Source organism: Flavobacterium sp. LAR06 (assembly GCF_041946075.1).
GTDB lineage: Bacteria > Bacteroidota > Bacteroidia > Flavobacteriales > Flavobacteriaceae > Flavobacterium.
On the sequence record NZ_JAUTYT010000017.1, the window covers coordinates 79,548 to 97,353 of the forward strand.

Below are 17,806 nucleotides of genomic sequence, written 5' to 3' on the forward strand. Positions count from 1 at the left end.
GGTACTTAACTATGTAAGTTATTGCTGGCGGAAGTAGACAGCGGATAACTGAGAGATAAACAAAGATATGTCTTATGTGGTCTTGATGACCACAAAGACAAGTTAAGGGATAAGGCAATACTTCAACGCAAATAGATTCATCCAACTCAAAGATTATCAAACAAACTTCAACGAAAGAGAAAGGGTTAGCGCAAAGATTATCTACTAGAGCAAGCTCCCACGCTCACCAGTTAAATACAAAGGATAGGCTAGCAACGCTGGAGCAGTTGCACAGCACGCCTAGGTGCAAAGATTGTCAATACTATTCCAACGAAAGGAAAGGCTTAGGGCAACGCACTTCAACGTAAAGAGAATCCAGCTGTTTGAAGATATAGCGAAAGAGTAATCAAGCCTTATAGGCAATATAAAGTACCCTAACCACCCCATACGGTTCCGCTAAGGAGACATTTGCTCCTGTAACTGCTGGATGGGTCTCAAAACGAGACAATCACCTCAACAGCCCCCCAGCATGGTCACGCAATCCCCCGCACCCCCTGTAAACACTAATCCTCACGAGCTTAGTTACCCCCGCACTTTATCCCGACAATGTACACATTGCCCCCTGTTGCGTGGGATATGTCCGTTCACTGCGCTATCGAAACCGACAAAAAAAAATTCTGAGCAAAAAATACGGAAAAAAATTTCTGAGTAAAAAATTTGAGATTTGGTTTTTAGACCATATTTATAGAAAAGAGACCATGAGAATCAGAATAAGACTATCCCAACTACAGCAAGTACTTAAGACCCAAAATATCAAATATCCGCTATCGTTGAAAGCGGAGAACTTCACGCAAAAGGAAATTGAAATGTTTTTACGACTGTTACAGTCAAAGGAAAGAGGCTAACGCCTCTTTTTTTGTGCGTTAAAATGAACCAAAAAACCTGCCAGCCCAGGAAATCCAGGATTTTTCTAGGAATATCCAAAAAAGCCTGGAATCTTTGCAGTGTAATAAATCACAAACGGACGTTTAAGATTTAAAATCGACATTATCATGAAAAAATTTGTAGCGTATTATAGAGTAAGCAGAAAAGAGCAAGGAATCTCTGGATTAGGATTATCAGCTCAAAAAAGTTCAGTTGAAAAATATGTGGATGGTCAGGACGGAATTATCTTAAAGGATTTTACTGAGATTGAGACAGGAACAAACAAACGTGAACGTGTAGAGATTCACAAAGCGATTCAACAAGCAAAAAATGAAGGAGCGGTTCTCGTGATAGCCAAATTAGACCGTCTTGCCCGCAATGTTAGCTTTGTGAGTTCTCTAATGGATGCAGGAATCGAATTTCTGGCGGTTGACATGCCATCAGCCAATAACTTCACCATTCATATTTTTTCAGCACTTGCGGAACAGGAAGCCAAGCTTATCAGCTCCAGAACCAAGGTCGCACTTGCGGAACTCAAGAAAAAAGGAGTAAAATTGGGCAATCCGCAAAATCTGACCAGCGAAGCCAGAGCCAAAGGTGTACAACGTATTAAGGACAATGCAGTGAATAATGACCGAAATCGACAGGCTCAGTCCATAATCCTCAACTGCAAGGAAAAAGAAATGAGCTACAGACAAATTGCAGATTATCTTAACCAACTCAACTTCAAGACCAGACACGGAAATAAGTTTTATGCTCCTACGGTTCTTCAATTGTATAACAGAACAGTTACAGCAATGGTCGCATAGCTAATAATAGTAAATTGTTATTGTCCCACGCCAGTGTTTCAACCACTAAAATCTACTTGGGAATCCGAGAACAGGAAATCAGCAACCTATATTTGAGTCTGTAGGAAAAAAATGTGGGGTCAGGATTAGTTAAAGTTTTATCAATGATGCAATAAATTGAATAATTTGCTAACTCAATTAAGTTATTAAACAGTTAGATTATTGATTATTAATGTTTTAACTTTTTAAAAGTGTTTTGATAACTCAATTGAGTTAGCAAATTAACAAATCAATAATTGTAAGTTTTTACATGTTTTTGAGTTACATTTTATTCTCTTACCTTTGGTGAACAAAACAAAAGGAAAAGATTATTGCAAGAATCATTTTTCGCCATTCAATTAGCTAAATAGTGGAAAAAGAGCAGGTTGTAAAGCTGAACAACAGGCTCTAAAATCAAATTTATATTTCAGATTACCAATTCGGGACAGTACCCGAACGGTTATTCCTATGTCTAATTTTAAAGCAAGTACACAACATGAAAAATACCAACAAAGCCATAAATACCAACGCATTACAAGCGTCAAACGCATTCATAAAAATCAATTTCGACCCCAAAACAACCCTGCAAGCCGAAGAACCCCTGCTAAACGGTTACGGATTGGATTTAACGAGCCATGATTTTATCAAATACCAGAACGGAAACCTCGAAGCCGAAGTAATCGGAGGCATCAACACCATAGCCCTGACCCGTTTTCAGGTGATGCTCAAAATTTCGAGAAGACCTCAAATGAGTGCAGGTGACGTATACCGCAATAATGTGGACTTGTACAATGAGAATAATATCCAGCATTTTATCAAGCAGGCCAGTATCAAGTTGAAGCTGGAATCCACGCAAATAGCCGATTTTATCTATGACCTGACCGAAAGGCTGGAAACCTACCGCAAGGACAAAACCACGGGCAGAGAAGACAAGCCAGTAATACCGCTTAGCAACAGCCACGAACAGAAAAAGACCGCACAACTCCTGAAAAGCGAAACACTGCTGGAAGACCTTCAACAGCTCTTAATACAGTCAGGCATGCCATGTGGTCAAATAGCACTGGAATTGTTTCTTATTGCGCTAAGCAGTAAACAGCCCAATGTAATGCACGGAATCTTGCAGGGCAATGCGGAACTGACCAGCGAGCTAATCAAAACTTTCTCCAACGTCCTGCCAGCAGAGACCAGCCGATTCAAGACCTCAATATCCGACAGCGTGCTGTACTATGCCCCGAACGAAAACTATTGGAAAAACAAAGTGCTGTTACTGCCAAGCATCGACACGCTGGGAAAGAAGAACACCGCTATCACGGAACTGATTTTGCAAGGTCAGGTTAACAGACTGGTCACGGAAAACACGGAGCAGGGAATGTATAGAGCCAGCAACAAATCGGTAAACGGCAATCTGAGCTTTATCAGTTCCACTGCTAAAGGCTTCCACGTACTTATGAACTCGGATACGGTAATGCCTTTGCCAATATCCAACGCCAATGCCATCAAAGAAGCGATTGCCACAATCCAAATAAGGCGATTTGCGGGGCTTTTGGATGAAAAAGAAATACTCAGCAGTCAAAGACAATTGCAGGGCGCATTCAGGGAGATAAAGAGCATGACGGTGGTTAATCCCTTTCTGGAACAGTTGAATATCTCAGCCACTTTCAACAAGGACAACAAGCTAATTACCCAGTTTTTGAGAATGACGAACCTCATCGCACTGCTGCATCAAAAACAATTGCCAGTAATCCAGAAAAATGGAGCAAATCAGATTGAAGTACAACCCCGCCACATGTTACAGGCGTTGGAATACTTTAGAGAAATCTGGTTCAAACAGGAAAAGGAACTGTCCTTCAACGTGGCGGGTACACTGGGGAGAATCCAAAAAATGCTTATCAGAGACCATAAAGAAAGCTACGAGGATGCAGATTTTCTGGTCAAGGACATGCGAGCCAAGCTAAAGGTCAGCCCGTCTAGTCTGGCAAGACACATCAACATCCTGTATGATTATGGCAAGTTGGAGCGCACTGGAGGAAACCAAAGAGACGGCTACAGCTATAAAGTAGTGAGTTGGAACGATTCCAATGATACAGCCCAGCAGTACGAAACTTTCAAAAATGAGATACTGGCATTATAAATCAAGTATCCCAGAAGTAAACCACAAGTTTCTCACGAGGTAAAGCCTTATCAATAGTGAGCTAGACCTGAATATTGAGAAACTAAAACAATGTATATAAAGGAAAACATGAGAAAACTCGAATTACATACTATCACATTCATTGAAGCTTTGGAAAACTTCACCATCCGATTACAGACACAAGGAGCATCACAATTTCAAGTCTATAACAAACCCAACAGCGTGAAAGAGTTCCTGCATTATTTGGAGCAAAATGACATCACGAGCCTCAACCAAATCAATCAAAAAGAGGTAAGCGAGTATTTTGAGTACTTGAAAAATAGACCGCTACAAACCAAAGACGGTACAATGTCAACGGCGTACCTACTCAAACATCGGGAAGCAGTTTTAAGATTCATTGAGTTTGTTATGAGCCAGCAGAACGAAATCGGTCACGGTCAGAGTGGTATCCAAATCAGAATTGACAATACTGAGAAACAGCCCAAAGAAATCCTATTGGAGGATGAAGTTGAAATACTCTTCAACGCTTGCGATTCCAGTCTGCTCGGGATACGTGATAAAGCGGTTCTGAGCCTGCTTTACGGTTGCGGACTCAGACGAAAAGAAGCACTAGAGCTTGAAATATCGGAAATTGATTTGAACAAAGGACGTATCCACATCGATAAATCCAAGACCAAACACGCCAGAGACGTTCCAATGTCAAACAGAGTCCAGCAGAATATTGAAGAGTATCTGTTCAACGTTCGTAACATGATGCTGGATTCAACCAGTAATTTAACCAAAGTACTGATAACGGAACGAGGCACTGAAATGAGCAACAGTACATTAGCCAAAGTAATGGAACGACTCTCTGAAAAGGTAAACATCGGTAAAGCGGTTACTTGCCATTTGCTCAGGCACTCGATAGCTACACATCTGCACCGAAACATGACTATCGAAGATGTAGCTAAGTTTCTTGGACATACAAGCCTTGATTCAACAATGATTTACACCCACTTAAAAAGCGAATATTATGGATAAAGAAAAATTACTAGCCAAGTTTAAAAGCTATATCACGACCGAGTTAGGCTACACCCTGACCACATTCAAAGGATACAGGACTTGTATAAACAGTTATTTGGATTGGCTGACAGCAAACAACATCAACCCAAAAAAGGTATCACTCAATCAAACCTATGATTTTCTGGCGTATCGAAGATTAAAAGGCGATACCAGCGGGAACATTAGGATTTACAAAACGACATTGACCCATTTCAACCAAGCCATAAGTATGCAATCAAATCCCGCATTATTGGTTTATTTAACTAAAAGGGAACGCAAGACACCTACACAGTTGCTTGATGAAGAGTTTCTGGAAACCATCTATCGTGATACCTCAGCCAATACCTTGGTTCAGAAGCGGGACAGGTGCATTTTGGGTATGATGCTATTTCTGGGATTACAGCGCAACGAGTTAGGGATACTGGATTTGGAAGATTTGAAGCTGGAAGAAGCCAGATTGTACGTACCCCAGACACTCACAACCAACGAGCGGTATATCAATCTCAATCCCAAACAAATGATGCATCTGTCCCAATATTTTTATGATGTCAGACCCAAACTGGCATCGGAATACGGAGTTCAAACCAACAGATTGTTTTTTAGTTGTGGCGATGCAACTGGATTGGAGGCTGTCATGTCCAGAATGATGAAGCGAATCAAACGAGAATTTCATTATGTGAAGGATTTCAAGCAGTTCAAGCAGTCCAGAATGTCGATTTGGGTTAAGGAATTTGGACTCAGGCAAGCACAGTATTTGGGTGGTTATCGTTATGTGACCAGTGTCCAACGATATGATTTTAAGAGCATCGATGATTTGAAATTGAAATTAGAGTACAACCATCCAATGGAGAAATTTGACTATAATTGAATATTGCAGACAAATAAAAAGCGTATTGTAGTATAAAAATGACCGTTTGGAGATAATCCAGACGGTTTTTTTGTATATGTTTGTCGCATGTTCTTAACAAAACAAATCAACAACAAAAAGTGTATAAGGTGTTATCCTTTTGGTATGCAAGTCCCAACTAGACATGGGAATACCAACGAATATCGATACGGATTCCAAGGTCAGGAGAAAGATGATGAAATCAAAGGTGAAGGAAATTCGTTGAATTATACCTTTAGAATGTATGACCCAAGGATAGGTAAATTTTTATCGTTAGACCCATTGAGTCCACAATATCCACATAACTCACCTTATGCTTTTGCCGAAAATAGAGTTATTGATGGAACAGAATTAGAAGGATTAGAATTTTTAGGACATAATGAATCTCGAATAAAAATGACCTATGGTGCTGCTATGATTAATGTTGATAATCTTAATGAAGCATCATATAACATGGTTCATACGAATGTTTACGATAGTTGGGATAGATTCTTATATAGATTCCCTAAACAAGATTTAATCTATTTGGGACGTTACATATATGAAGGAACTTCCGTGAAAGACGATATTAGAATAGGATTTGTAGAACAAGACTTATCACTAGGAATTCTTGATGAAAGTGATGTTTATGGAGGAAAGAAAGAATCAATAAATCATGCTAATAAGTATAACTTTAAAAGAAATGTTGATACTCAATTGAATTATTCGAATTCAGTAAGAGCAAATAAAGCTACAGTAGCAGTTGCACTAGTATCAACAAGTTTAAAATGGTACAAAAATCATTTAATAACTCAAGATGCTAATTTATTAGCTGAGCATCAGGATATACTAACAAAAAAGGTTTTGCCTGCTATCGAAAAGGCTCTAAAATCTACTCAAAAATCATATATTCCTGCAAGTATGAGAGACACAAAAAATCTTTCATTAATTGCTAATGTAATGCTATATGGAGGCGATGGTTCTTCAGAGTATACGAACGAAATTATAAAAGCAGGAATGGAAATTTATCGTGATTTAACAAAAGAAGGACAACAGGAAAAAAGAAAGATGGATGCGACAACAAAAAAGATTAAATTTAAAGAAACAACAGAAACTAAAAAAGATAATACCAATGTTAAATAATAAAAACCATATAGTTCAATCTTTGAAATGTTTAATTGTTGGTATTCTAATATTAACATCATCTTGTCAATCTAAAAAAGATATAATTTCTGAAAAAATTATTGGTAATTGGGCTATTGATGAGTTTGAAATAAAAAATAAAGATTGTAAAGATGATTTGTTAATAAATTATTTTAGTTTTCGAGAAGGATTCTTCTCAATCCCAGAAATCTATAAATATCCTGCAGAAGATGAGGAAGACAATACGAGGTGGAATGTTCAAATTGATAGTATTGGAAACATTAAGCTTATTATGCATTGTGAAAATCCCATCTTTAAAAATTCTTATCAAGTCCGATTTTTTAAAAATTATGATAGGAAAAGCTTAGGAATTGAATTAAAATCCAACACAACTCGTATAGTGGCGTATAAAGCTTTACAAAGTTTTGATTACAATGGAGTAGGCTGGGAAGAGTAATATTAAAATGAATCAGATAAATCTGAAAAAAAGAAAAAATAAATGGATAATAAAATACATGAAACTCGTGTTGATATAAAAAACAATGATAAAGCAATTTTAAAGTTTGGTTTTGGATTTACAGCTTTTGTGTCACTTTCAGCAACTGTAGGTTTTGTATTTATAGGAATTTCACAGATTAAAGAAGATACGCTTTTTTCCTTATTGTTTTTTGCATTGGCTTTTTTTTTATATATAGTAGCAAAGAGATATATAGCAAGTGCTTTCTACAGTGAATATGTCATAGTAAATAATAAAGCCTTAAAAGTTGTTTATAAAAGTTTGGGGAAATTCAAAGAAACTGAGTTCGGACTAGAAAAAATAATACATATAAAATACATAGGCGAAGAAAACTTTACAAAGCACCCATTAGATAATGAAACAATGGATTATATTGGATTTGGGACAGCTGAAAAAGAAATGCAATACATAATAAGTATGGGGACTATAGAAATTAAAAGCGATGAAACTCAACTTAGATTTGGGAAAAACATTCCTTCTTGGGAAGCAGAGAGAGTTGTGTCAGATATTGAAATGGCAATAAAAAGGATTGGCTAGTTGTAAATTAGATTTCCACCCAACACTTTTATAAAAACAACTTCTACATAAGGAATCGTTTTAAAAATTGGACAATTGTTTTTGTAAAAATGATTGGTAGTACAAACAAAACCTAATACTGGATATGATTCTGGGATTAGGTTTTTTCTTTTATCATAGTTTAGGCACTCTTTATAAAGCTTTCAGATACATAACACGCATCTGGATTCTGCTTATCATGTATTTTCAGCACTCCTTAAGCATGGTTTTAATACTTGTATTATGGTTTGATTTACTAGCATCAGTACCTATTAATTATACTTTTAAAATGAAATCTAATAATAATATGCGTCGATCCTGCGGAGCAGGATTAACGCATATTTTACTATTTAAGGTTTTATTAAATTTTTTAGTTTTGAAATTATTGTTGTTGCTATCGGAACTCCATCATAATCATTATACTTTTGCTGAGTATACTGTTTGTTGAAATAATCCACAAGTTCAGCCATTTCTACGTTGGAGTTATCAAGACCAGAAATGATTTTCAAAATATCTTCGACACAAAAGGATAATTGCGGTAAAATCTCGTAAAGATTTATCGTTTCATCAAGAGTGTATTTTGAAATATGAGCCGTTTCCGGCTCATGCTTTGAATCAATTAAATCAATATTATTTACTAAAAATCATTTTTAACATTGGTCATAACACCATATTCCAGAATGATACGGTTCATGGCCTCAGCTACGAGTTTGCTATCTTTTTCTTCACACAAGAGCGCATCATATACGTACAAGACATAGACCCCGTTAGCGTTCAAATCCCTGATAACTGCGCTCATAATATCCACCTCAACGGCAAACATCTTTTGGGAGGTAATCTTATGACCATGCTCATTTTTGTCGTGATAGATTCTAGCCAGCATGTCAGGCTCATTTGTTGAATAATAGCCAAACAGCGGAGATTGACGCATATCGTTCCATTTCATATTGAAAAAACTCAGGTGCTCAATCTTGACATCTTTAAGGTCAATTCCAGTCTTTTCCGCCACTAATCCGTGTGTGAGGTAAGTCAGTGAGCCGTCATACAGCTTGACAGCAATATTGGGATGCAGTGAGCTGTAATCGCATTCGGTTAGCTTTACTTCTTCAACGGTAATCTGCTCACGTATCCAAGCGGGCATAAGGCTAAAGCTATCAACCATACGACCACCGCTAGACATATTGCCAGCACTGGGAATCATAAACCCACGACCCGTAAGAAATTCAAAGAGCCTGATATTGTCCTCAACGAAGCTCCTGTTATCAGCATCTATCCAGTAGCTATTTAGATGCTTGTTGCTCATGGTCAGGATTTTTCCTTTTTTGGTACAACGACCTTCTTTGACCAGTTGCTTGCCGATAGCCAGCAGTTCTTCGCTGGTCGGCAAATCAATCTTTGGGTACATGGCAATAAGGTTGGAACATATCGGATTGGTTAGGGCTTCGCATAACTGCTGGTAGTACATCTTATTTCGGGTGCGGATAATCCCTGCATCCTTGATGAGATATTCAACGAGTCCAACTTTAAGGTAGGTCTGGGTTAATCTGAACTTTTTGGACTTCGAACCAATCTGATAGCTTTTATCAACTTCGATAAACGCACCTGTGCGTGTTCCAGTGGTCAGTACGTTGGTCTGCTCGTGCAGTATAACAGAATTAAGGGCTTTCCATTTGGACTCAGTATAGTACGTACTGGCTAGGTTGGATAGGAACACGAGACACTTTTCAACGGCTAAGTCAATATCGCTGTCAATCGTTTTGAGCAAGTCTTTAGAAACGTATTTTCGTAGGTTGTACTGGGCTTTCTTTGGTATTAGGATAGAATTTACGTTTGGGAAACGCATTGCTGATTCTGACAGCTTGTAATCGTTTAGGAGCACGTCTAAGTATCCAGTATCGCCAGTATAGGCAATGTAATCATTTGTAAGGTTTATTGTGATATTCTCTTATTCTCGTTCCATCGCATAGATGGATTATGGTCTCTTAGATTGGCTTGGTAAGAGAAACTGGCAGAAGCTATCTGCCAGCAACCGAGGATTTAATGAGTTTTCTCTCAGTTATTGCTTATTATCAAGTATACTTCTAAATCATAGAGTAGTCAATAGTTTTGGAGTAGTATTTTGAAAAATATCTCAGATTAATTTTTAGACCCACATTTATTTTAAGCAGTTCAAACAGTCCAGAATGTCGATTTGGGTCAAGGAATTTGGACTAAGGCAAACACAATACTTAGGAGGGTATCGCTATGTAACGAGTGTTCAACGGTATGATTTTAAAAGCATCGATGACCTTAAATTGAAGTTGGAATACAATCATCCAATGGAGAAGTTTGGTTATTAAAAGCATCGATGACCTTAAATTGAAATTGGAATACAATCATCCAATGGAGAAGTTTGGTTATCTGATATTTTGACCAGAGAAAAAGACTTATAGTTATATAAAAATGACCGTTTGGATATAATCTGAGCGGTTTTTTTGTATATGTTTGCGTCACGTTCTTAATAAGAAAAACCGACCGTAAAAGCGTATAAGGTGTTGTCCTTTTGGAATGCTTGTGCCTACAAGACACGGGCAAAGCGAGAGTTATCGTTACGGCTTCCAAGGACAGGAAAAGGATGATGAAATTAAAGGCGAAGGGAATTCTCTAAATTATACCTTAAGAATGAATGACCCACGTATTGGGTTTCTTTGCGATAGACCCATTAACGGTAAATATCCTTGGAACTCTCCTTATGCATTTAGTGAGAATGATGTTATTGCTAACATTGAGTTAGAAGGTTTAGAAAAACATTCTGCAATAATGGATGGGCCTATGGATCGACTTATAAATGGAAGTATTAAGGCATTAGGTCTTGATGCACCAAAATATAGCCCAAAAGAAGCAAAAGATGGAGCAGAGGCTAACGCACTTCTTGCAAAACGGAAGGAGGCATTGAGTAGAACTGTGACCGCAACAAAAGTTGCTCAAAAAGCTAGCTATGTTACTGCTGGTATAGCAGCAAGTCTATTTGTGATTTATGGAGGTGCAACTTTATCTCCCATTATAGCATCATCTTATGAATCATATTCAATTTGGTATGGAACTACTGCAATATCAGGTTGTTTTTCGGCAGGTGTTGGAGGTGCATCTTCAGTAGCTAGTGGTTATTTATATTCGGAATGGTCAACTGCTATTGCGCAAATCACTTGGAAGACAGGAACGATTAGTGCATTATCAAATGCTACAGCTCAGTACTTAGCAAATGGTAATAGTTTTGGAGATATAAATACGATTTCAACAGTAAGTTCAATTGTTCCAGGAATTGGTCCTGCCGTATTTGGAGAAACATTTAGTTATACAGCTAATAAAGGTTTTAAAACTCCAGATTCTTTTGATAAATGGGCAGTTCAGGCTAGTTCAGCTACTCTTAGTAACCGTTTTGGAAAAGCAACAGATAATTACTTTTCAGGAGAAAGTTTTGGAGGAAAAGTTGTAGGAGAATATTTTAAAACATTGATATCAACAGGAACAAATACGATTCGAAGTTTGGTAGATGACAAACAGAATAATAATGATGAAAAATAAAATTAAATTAAACGGAGGCCATCTTATCCTAATGGTTGCTGTATTTGTTTTACTTTATCTTTGTTTGAAAGATGTTTTTGTAAAAAATAATATAGAAAAAAATGGAAAAGAAATTGTTGTAAAATTTACATCAAAGATTAGATTGCCAAAAACAACAAATTTTTACTTTACTTATTTTGTAAATGGAAAAAGATATAATAGCGCAAATTCGGGAATAAATTATAACATTTCAGATTCTAATGAAGAAATAAAAAATATAAATAACTTAAAGATAAATGCTTTTTATTTCGCAAAATCTATTTCTAAGTATCCCAATATTATAATTGTTAATCCAGTAAAGCAAGTTACTGATACAATGGCTATATTAAAGAAGGATTTTCAAGAGAGGAAACTGAAACGGGTAATTTAACTATTAATGAACCTAAAAAATGATACAACGAACCAAAGTTCAAATATATTTTTATTCAATACTTATAGTAAGTATAATTTGGCTTCTAATTTTCCCCAAACCTTTGCGGGATTTTGCTCCAATTATTTTTGTAATTCCAACTTTTCCCGTGTTTGTATTTAGATTTTATGATATGTTGGAGGATTTTAGTAGAATACTTAAAAAAAACTTCCCGATTTATTTAAAAAACATGTTGTTGATTACGGAATATCAATTAATCGAGGAGAAATAGTCGATATAGGATTAATTTCAAAAAAAGAAGATTTTGAAAACTTAGAAGATGTTGGTCTGTACGAGATGTATTTAACACAATGTAAAGAAATGACAAATGAAGAAAATTTCATTTATAGGTTCTGTTGTGATTATATTGATAGGATCTGCTTTTGCTTATTATAATAAGGGAAGAAATGTACTGGTTCCGACAATTGCAAAGCTTGCAAAAACTAAAAGCGTTACAAACACTGCTTGAAAACAGGAAACTCATGTGGGCGTCTATAACTATTTTAAAAACAGAAAAATGAAGAAAATTTTACTTATCGGGTTGATCGAATTGATACTAATATCGTGCAGCACTCCGAAACCAAAACATACTTACATATTTAATGATCCGATAAAATTCGGACTCGCTTTTAAATCTACCAGATAGAACTAAAATGCGATTTTCTATTGAAAATGCATTAACTGTATTAAAAGTGTTTGCATGGTTTTAATACATGATAAGATTTTTACATAAAGAATTAAAAAAAGTAATAAACAAAAAAAAATGATCATAGGTTTAGAAATAGAAGCTACAGCAATAATCTTACTAATTATAGCAGTTCCGGTACTAATACTTATTTCATATTGGGTGTACCTGATCAACAAGGAAATATATCAAGAAATTAGAAAAAATAATAAAGAACAATAAGTCAATAAATGAGATTTAATTGGCAGTGATAACTTAATAAACAAGTAAAAAGATATAAAAAAATGTCAAAATTAACTTCACCAACTGATTTAGAATTTCTGATTCCTATCACCTTAAGTATTGAAATGGATATGAATAATGGTCTTTGGAAAACAGAAAACGGAATTAGAACTAAGTTAGATGAAAACAACGAAGAATACAAAGCTCTTAGAGAAACAATCGACAGTTTCAGGGAAAACCCCACAGTTGCAACAGAAACAATCGAAGATGATGAGTTTGACTTTGATTTCTAAGCAATAAAAAAGTCCCGATAGTTCGTGATCATAATACAAAAGTATTCTTACGAGAAAAAGTGTCAGCTCTGCTAAAACTACTGTTAAGCTGCGTAGCGAAAATTTGTTATAAGATATAGAACGTTTGTCTAATATAAATAACTAATATTTTAAATCAAATCAAATATAACATTCTGTAAAATAGGCGTCACCAGAATGGCACGTTCAGATGAAATGTTATAGGTAGTTGTGATACAGTATTTGATAATTAGCGACTTGTATAATACGAAGTTGCGATTTATAATTGTCACAATCAATTTATAAGTTTATAAAAAATAAAACCATATGGAAATTATTCTAATAATTATTTCAGCATTAGCACTAATCGCAATTATCACTTTTTTTTATTTTTACTTTAAAAATGAAAAGAAGAATAAAACTGAAAGAGTTAAGGATCTAAAAGAAATAACCACAAAAATTGAAGAAACTACTCGACAGCAACAAGCGAAAATTACAGAAATTTCAAATCTACAAAATGAGAAATATGTGGAGTTGAGCAAAGATGTAAAAAGATTTCAAGAACAAGCAAATACAAAAATAAATAGTGGTTTTGAGCAACTTCAAAATGAAAATTCAAACATTCAAAAAGACGTTAAAGAAAAAGTTACGGACATAAAAACTTCTTTTAAAGATTATTCTCAAAAAATTCAAGAAATTTTATCCAAATATTCAGATGATCTTAATCAGTCAAAATTGGATTCTAATCGATTGAAGGAAGAAATGCAAACAGAGATTAATAATCTTTTAAAAGAAATCAAAGCACCTCTTGATTTAGATTAGTATGAACAACATGTCAAATCATTCTCAAAACACAAAACGTATTATTTCATATCTTTCTTATTTGAGAGATATAAGTAGAAAAATCATTTCTCGAAATGGTTTTGAAAAGTGCTTGTTAAACAAAAATCTTCGCTATGCCGTCCAATTTGAAGAATTAGAACTTGAAGTAAAGCTCAACGAAAATAATTATGATGACCTAAATAGTTATTTTGGCTTTTTACAAAAGAATCATGATAAAAAGCTTTTTATTGGTTTTGGAACTGTTGCAGGGACGAGTAAAAGGATGTTTGCAGCACCAATTCTAACAATACAATGCGAACTTTCCAAAGATGAATTAACACATACAATTTACCTCGAACCAGATTTAGGAACACTAACCGTTAACTACGATTTTGTTTCCTCGTTATCAACAAGTTTTTTCAGTGAGGAGGATGATATAATGAATTCATTAACGGAAGATGAAAATAAAACTCTTGAAAATATAGAAAGGCTTCTCAAGGAAATATATGAATTTGATTTTTTCAAAATTTGCAAATTCTCAAATAAAACATTTGACGAATTAAAAAATAAAATTGAGCATTTTAGAAAGATTCCATCAATTTCAAAATTAGATTACAATTTCAAAGACGAACAAAAAAAATATACTTATCGCCTAAGTAAAAAAAATAGCGATTATAAAAAAGATAGAGATAAATCAATTTTTGAAAAAGAATTAGTTTTCATAAATGCAAATCATTTCTTCTTAAATCTTATTCCTGATGAATTATCAACTTATGAAGCGTTAAATAGCTTTGTTCGGAATATTGAGGATGAAAGTGATTTTAAAAATCCTGTTGTTGAAAAGTTACTTATAAATGCATTGACTGACGACAGCGTTGTAATCGATAGAATTCCGATAGAAGATAAAATTCAGGAAATCATTGATAAGCACATTCCAATTTCATTATCTAATTGCCAAATTAAAGGATTAAAAAATGCTTGGGCAAATGAAATTTCATATATACAAGGTCCACCAGGAACCGGAAAATCCCATACTATTTCTGCAATTGTATTATCTGCAATTGCAATGAATAAAAAAGTTCTAGTGTTATCTCAAAAAACAGCCGCACTTCAAGTTGTAAATAAAAAAATTGAACCATTTTTGACAGATGGAGATGGTTTGCTTGGCGTATGTTATTATGATACTTCTGCGAGAAAAAAAATTAAAAATTATTGTGGCTATCTAAGAGAACAAACTTCAAATTCAACACAGTTTAATAGAAATTCAGTAATAATAAATAATAAACTTGAAGAGCTTGATAAGGAGCTAATCACTAATTTAAAAGTACTTAGTACCGAAAAAATTAAACTTGATAGAACGCTTGAAAAAGAAAGGTTTTTTAAAGATATTAATGAACTTTTTTTAATAGAATTAGAAAGATTAAATGATGATTACTTTAAAATCCCAACTGGATTTCAATTTAAAAAAATCAAAGACGAAAAAAAGTATAAAGACGTTTTAAAAACAATAGAAAAAATTTGGGAGTTAAACTCCAAGACAATTTCTTCGAAACTTTATATATATAAATTTAAAGAACACTTAAAAACCAAATTCGAAACTCCATCTGACTGGCTTAATGAAAACACGTTGCCAAATTTCAGTAAATCATTTATAAAAGTAAATACAATATTTACAGAAGTTCAAATTAAGAGCAATGAATTAAATTTAGACGCAAACAGTATAAGAAAAAGTATTAAAAATATTAAAACTGATATTTTAAAACTTCAAAAACAAATAACCAAATTAAAATACAAGTCGAATGTATTTGAAAACATAAGTGACCAAACTTATCAAAAAGAAATTGATAAGTTCAATAGAATGCTTACTAATGTTAACAGCAGATTGATTGACAAAAGAATGAAAGAAATTGATTTTAAAAAAATCATTGATGTCATTCCATTTTGGACTGCTGAAATAAGACATTTAGGTCGTTTATTTCCTTTGGCTCATGATCTATTTGATTTAGTAGTAGTTGATGAAGCTTCACAAGTAAATCTCGCTGAAATATTACCTGCATTTTATAGAGGTAAAAAGTTATGTATTGTGGGAGATCATCAACAGTTGAGTCTAAAAGCTGCTGGTTTAAATTTTTCTTTAGGCAAAAACTTTGATGAATTAACTTGGGAAAAATATAATCGTGGTTTAATGCGTTATCAAACAGCTACGAAAAAGAAACTGACTGTTACTCAAGCTTCAATATTAGACTTTATAAAGAGTGATGATTACAATGTAATTCCAACAGAAGTAATGCTAGACGAGCATTTTCGTTCATTACCAAAACTAGCTAAATATACGAGCAAACAATTTTACAAAGACGAGGAAAATCCAGATGGCAAATTAAAAATTATGACTGAAACTCCTGATAGAGTTTCTATCGAATGTTGTCTTGCCATCAAAGTTAATGGGAAAAGAGAAAATGAAACAAATAGCAAAATTGTAATTGCTGAAGCCGAAGAAGTTGTAAAAATAATACAAGGTATAACATCTTCTAATGTTCAAGATTTATTCAATACAGCAACTACCGAATATACATTACCCAAACACATTGACAAAAAAGATTTTACTATTGGAGTAATATCGATGATACGAGACCAATGTAAAAAAATAGAAGAATTAATTGATGAACGTATTCCAAATTTAGACAGTGCTTACGATTTAATGATTGGGACACCAGAAGAGTTTCAAGGAAATGAAAGAGATATAATGATATTTACTCTTTGTCTAGATAAAGAATGTAAACGTGGACAAGGTCATTATCAAGATGCAAGAAGATTAAATGTTGCAACTAGTCGTGCAAAATCATTTACATATTTTGTTTACTCACCTTTCGATAGAACATTTAACGAAATATACAAATACTTAAATTATATAAATGGTACAGTTACCGAAAGCGATTTAATAGCAATTAATTCCGAAGGTACAAAGCCAAATTTGCCAGCTTTAGATTTTGATTTATTTGAAAGCGATTTTGAAAGATACGTTTATTCTTATTTGGAAACATTTGTAAATAAAAATTCTAATGGGCATAAAATAACTTTGCATAATCAAGTTAAAAGTTGTGGACAAAAGAGGCTTGATTTTGTGATTTTTAATCACAAAACAAAAAAATCCGTAGCTATTGAAGTTGATGGAATTCATCATTTTTCAAGCAATGGGATTGCTGATAATTATACAGTTGAGCATATAGAAAGAATGGAGACTTTAACACGAGCAGGTTGGAATATAATCAATACACCTTACCACAAATGGTATAAAGACGGTTGGTTATCAGAACAATCAAACTATAATTTTAAAGAAGAAATAAATAGAATATATAGCGAAATTAATTTGGCAATATTTTAAGATAATAGTATACCCAGTATACCATCTTGAAACCTGTTAAAGTTAATTGTGATATTTTGTTTAGTTATATATAAACTATAAATTTTAACAAATATACCACGAAAACTCTTGCAGTACATATCCAAGAAAGTTTTGCACCTATTAAAGAAGATCAACAAGCCTTGTAGAAAATCTGACGGAAAAACAAGAAGAAGTTGTTAACGAAGATGAATCTGTTGAAAAAGAAGAACAGTCTGAATAAAGACGGTTCTTCTTTTAAAAGGGGTTTTGATGTAAGGATGTTTAAAAACATAAAGATTACTTAATACCCCCGTAGATTTTTAAAATGATTAGCGTTATCATTGAGATATAGATTGGTTAAATAAGGCCTTATGTGAGGGATTTTTTGACCAATTTTCATAATAAAATATC

General features: G+C 34.2%; 16 protein-coding genes. 14 read left to right on the forward strand and 2 right to left on the reverse strand.

Annotated elements, in window-relative coordinates; genetic code table 11:
- Window positions 1-1,031: 1,031 nt before the first annotated feature.
- The 7 genes from Q7C23_RS20565 to Q7C23_RS20595 all read left to right on the forward strand — a co-directional run bounded on the left by Q7C23_RS20565 (window position 1,032) and on the right by Q7C23_RS20595 (window position 7,964).
- Window positions 1,032-1,712, forward strand: coding sequence for a recombinase family protein (locus tag Q7C23_RS20565; protein WP_375034261.1), 681 nt, complete (start codon window positions 1,032-1,034; stop codon window positions 1,710-1,712).
- 514 nt (window positions 1,713-2,226) lie between these two features.
- Window positions 2,227-3,861 (forward strand): hypothetical protein, encoded by a 1,635-nt coding sequence (locus Q7C23_RS20570; protein ID WP_375034262.1) that lies wholly within the window; start codon window positions 2,227-2,229, stop codon window positions 3,859-3,861.
- Between the two features lie 108 nt (window positions 3,862-3,969).
- Complete coding sequence (locus Q7C23_RS20575; RefSeq protein WP_375034263.1) at window positions 3,970-4,881, forward strand: tyrosine-type recombinase/integrase; 912 nt, start codon at window positions 3,970-3,972, stop codon at window positions 4,879-4,881.
- A complete protein-coding gene (locus Q7C23_RS20580) occupies window positions 4,874-5,770 on the forward strand; it encodes a tyrosine-type recombinase/integrase (protein WP_375034264.1) in 897 nt (298 codons plus the stop codon). The genes Q7C23_RS20575 and Q7C23_RS20580 overlap by 8 nt, the downstream gene beginning before the upstream one ends.
- Before the next feature lie 144 nt (window positions 5,771-5,914).
- Window positions 5,915-6,910, forward strand: coding sequence for an RHS repeat-associated core domain-containing protein (locus tag Q7C23_RS20585; RefSeq protein ID WP_375034265.1), 996 nt, complete (start codon window positions 5,915-5,917; stop codon window positions 6,908-6,910).
- Window positions 6,900-7,367: a hypothetical protein gene (locus Q7C23_RS20590; protein ID WP_375034266.1), complete on the forward strand. Its 468-nt coding sequence runs from the start codon at window positions 6,900-6,902 to the stop codon at window positions 7,365-7,367. Before Q7C23_RS20585 ends, Q7C23_RS20590 begins: the two co-directional genes overlap by 11 nt.
- 42 nt (window positions 7,368-7,409) lie before the next feature.
- Window positions 7,410-7,964: a hypothetical protein gene (locus Q7C23_RS20595; RefSeq protein ID WP_375034267.1), complete on the forward strand. Its 555-nt coding sequence runs from the start codon at window positions 7,410-7,412 to the stop codon at window positions 7,962-7,964.
- Between the two features lie 368 nt (window positions 7,965-8,332).
- Here the strand turns inward: Q7C23_RS20595 and Q7C23_RS20600 are convergent, their stop codons facing one another.
- Together Q7C23_RS20600 and Q7C23_RS20605 are read right to left on the reverse strand one after the other, a co-directional pair.
- Window positions 8,333-8,491, reverse strand: a complete 159-nt coding sequence (locus tag Q7C23_RS20600) for a hypothetical protein (RefSeq protein ID WP_375034268.1) — start codon at window positions 8,489-8,491, stop codon at window positions 8,333-8,335.
- Between the two features lie 128 nt (window positions 8,492-8,619).
- Window positions 8,620-9,825, reverse strand: a complete 1,206-nt coding sequence (locus Q7C23_RS20605; RefSeq protein ID WP_375034269.1) for a hypothetical protein — start codon at window positions 9,823-9,825, stop codon at window positions 8,620-8,622.
- Window positions 9,826-10,165: 340 nt separating this feature from the next.
- Between Q7C23_RS20605 and Q7C23_RS20610 the strand changes: the two genes are divergently transcribed.
- The 7 genes from Q7C23_RS20610 to Q7C23_RS20640 all read left to right on the forward strand — a co-directional run bounded on the left by Q7C23_RS20610 (window position 10,166) and on the right by Q7C23_RS20640 (window position 17,395).
- The gene (locus tag Q7C23_RS20610) at window positions 10,166-10,321 is read left to right on the forward strand and encodes a hypothetical protein (RefSeq protein ID WP_375034270.1); all 156 of its coding nucleotides are present in this window, start codon (window positions 10,166-10,168) and stop codon (window positions 10,319-10,321) included.
- A 214-nt stretch (window positions 10,322-10,535) separates the two neighbouring features.
- Complete coding sequence (locus Q7C23_RS20615) at window positions 10,536-11,546, forward strand: hypothetical protein (protein WP_375034271.1); 1,011 nt, start codon at window positions 10,536-10,538, stop codon at window positions 11,544-11,546.
- The gene (locus Q7C23_RS20620) at window positions 11,533-11,955 is read left to right on the forward strand and encodes a hypothetical protein (protein ID WP_375034272.1); all 423 of its coding nucleotides are present in this window, start codon (window positions 11,533-11,535) and stop codon (window positions 11,953-11,955) included. The genes Q7C23_RS20615 and Q7C23_RS20620 overlap by 14 nt, the downstream gene beginning before the upstream one ends.
- Before the next feature lie 367 nt (window positions 11,956-12,322).
- The gene (locus Q7C23_RS20625; protein ID WP_375034273.1) at window positions 12,323-12,463 is read left to right on the forward strand and encodes a hypothetical protein; all 141 of its coding nucleotides are present in this window, start codon (window positions 12,323-12,325) and stop codon (window positions 12,461-12,463) included.
- Between the two features lie 500 nt (window positions 12,464-12,963).
- Window positions 12,964-13,194 carry a hypothetical protein gene (locus Q7C23_RS20630; RefSeq protein WP_375034274.1) on the forward strand — a complete coding sequence of 77 codons (231 nt, stop codon included), beginning with the start codon at window positions 12,964-12,966 and terminating at the stop codon, window positions 13,192-13,194.
- Between the two features lie 324 nt (window positions 13,195-13,518).
- Window positions 13,519-14,013 carry a hypothetical protein gene (locus Q7C23_RS20635; RefSeq protein WP_375034275.1) on the forward strand — a complete coding sequence of 165 codons (495 nt, stop codon included), beginning with the start codon at window positions 13,519-13,521 and terminating at the stop codon, window positions 14,011-14,013.
- 10 nt (window positions 14,014-14,023) lie between these two features.
- Window positions 14,024-17,395, forward strand: coding sequence for an AAA domain-containing protein (locus Q7C23_RS20640; RefSeq protein ID WP_375034276.1), 3,372 nt, complete (start codon window positions 14,024-14,026; stop codon window positions 17,393-17,395).
- The last annotated feature ends 411 nt before the right edge of the window (window positions 17,396-17,806 follow it).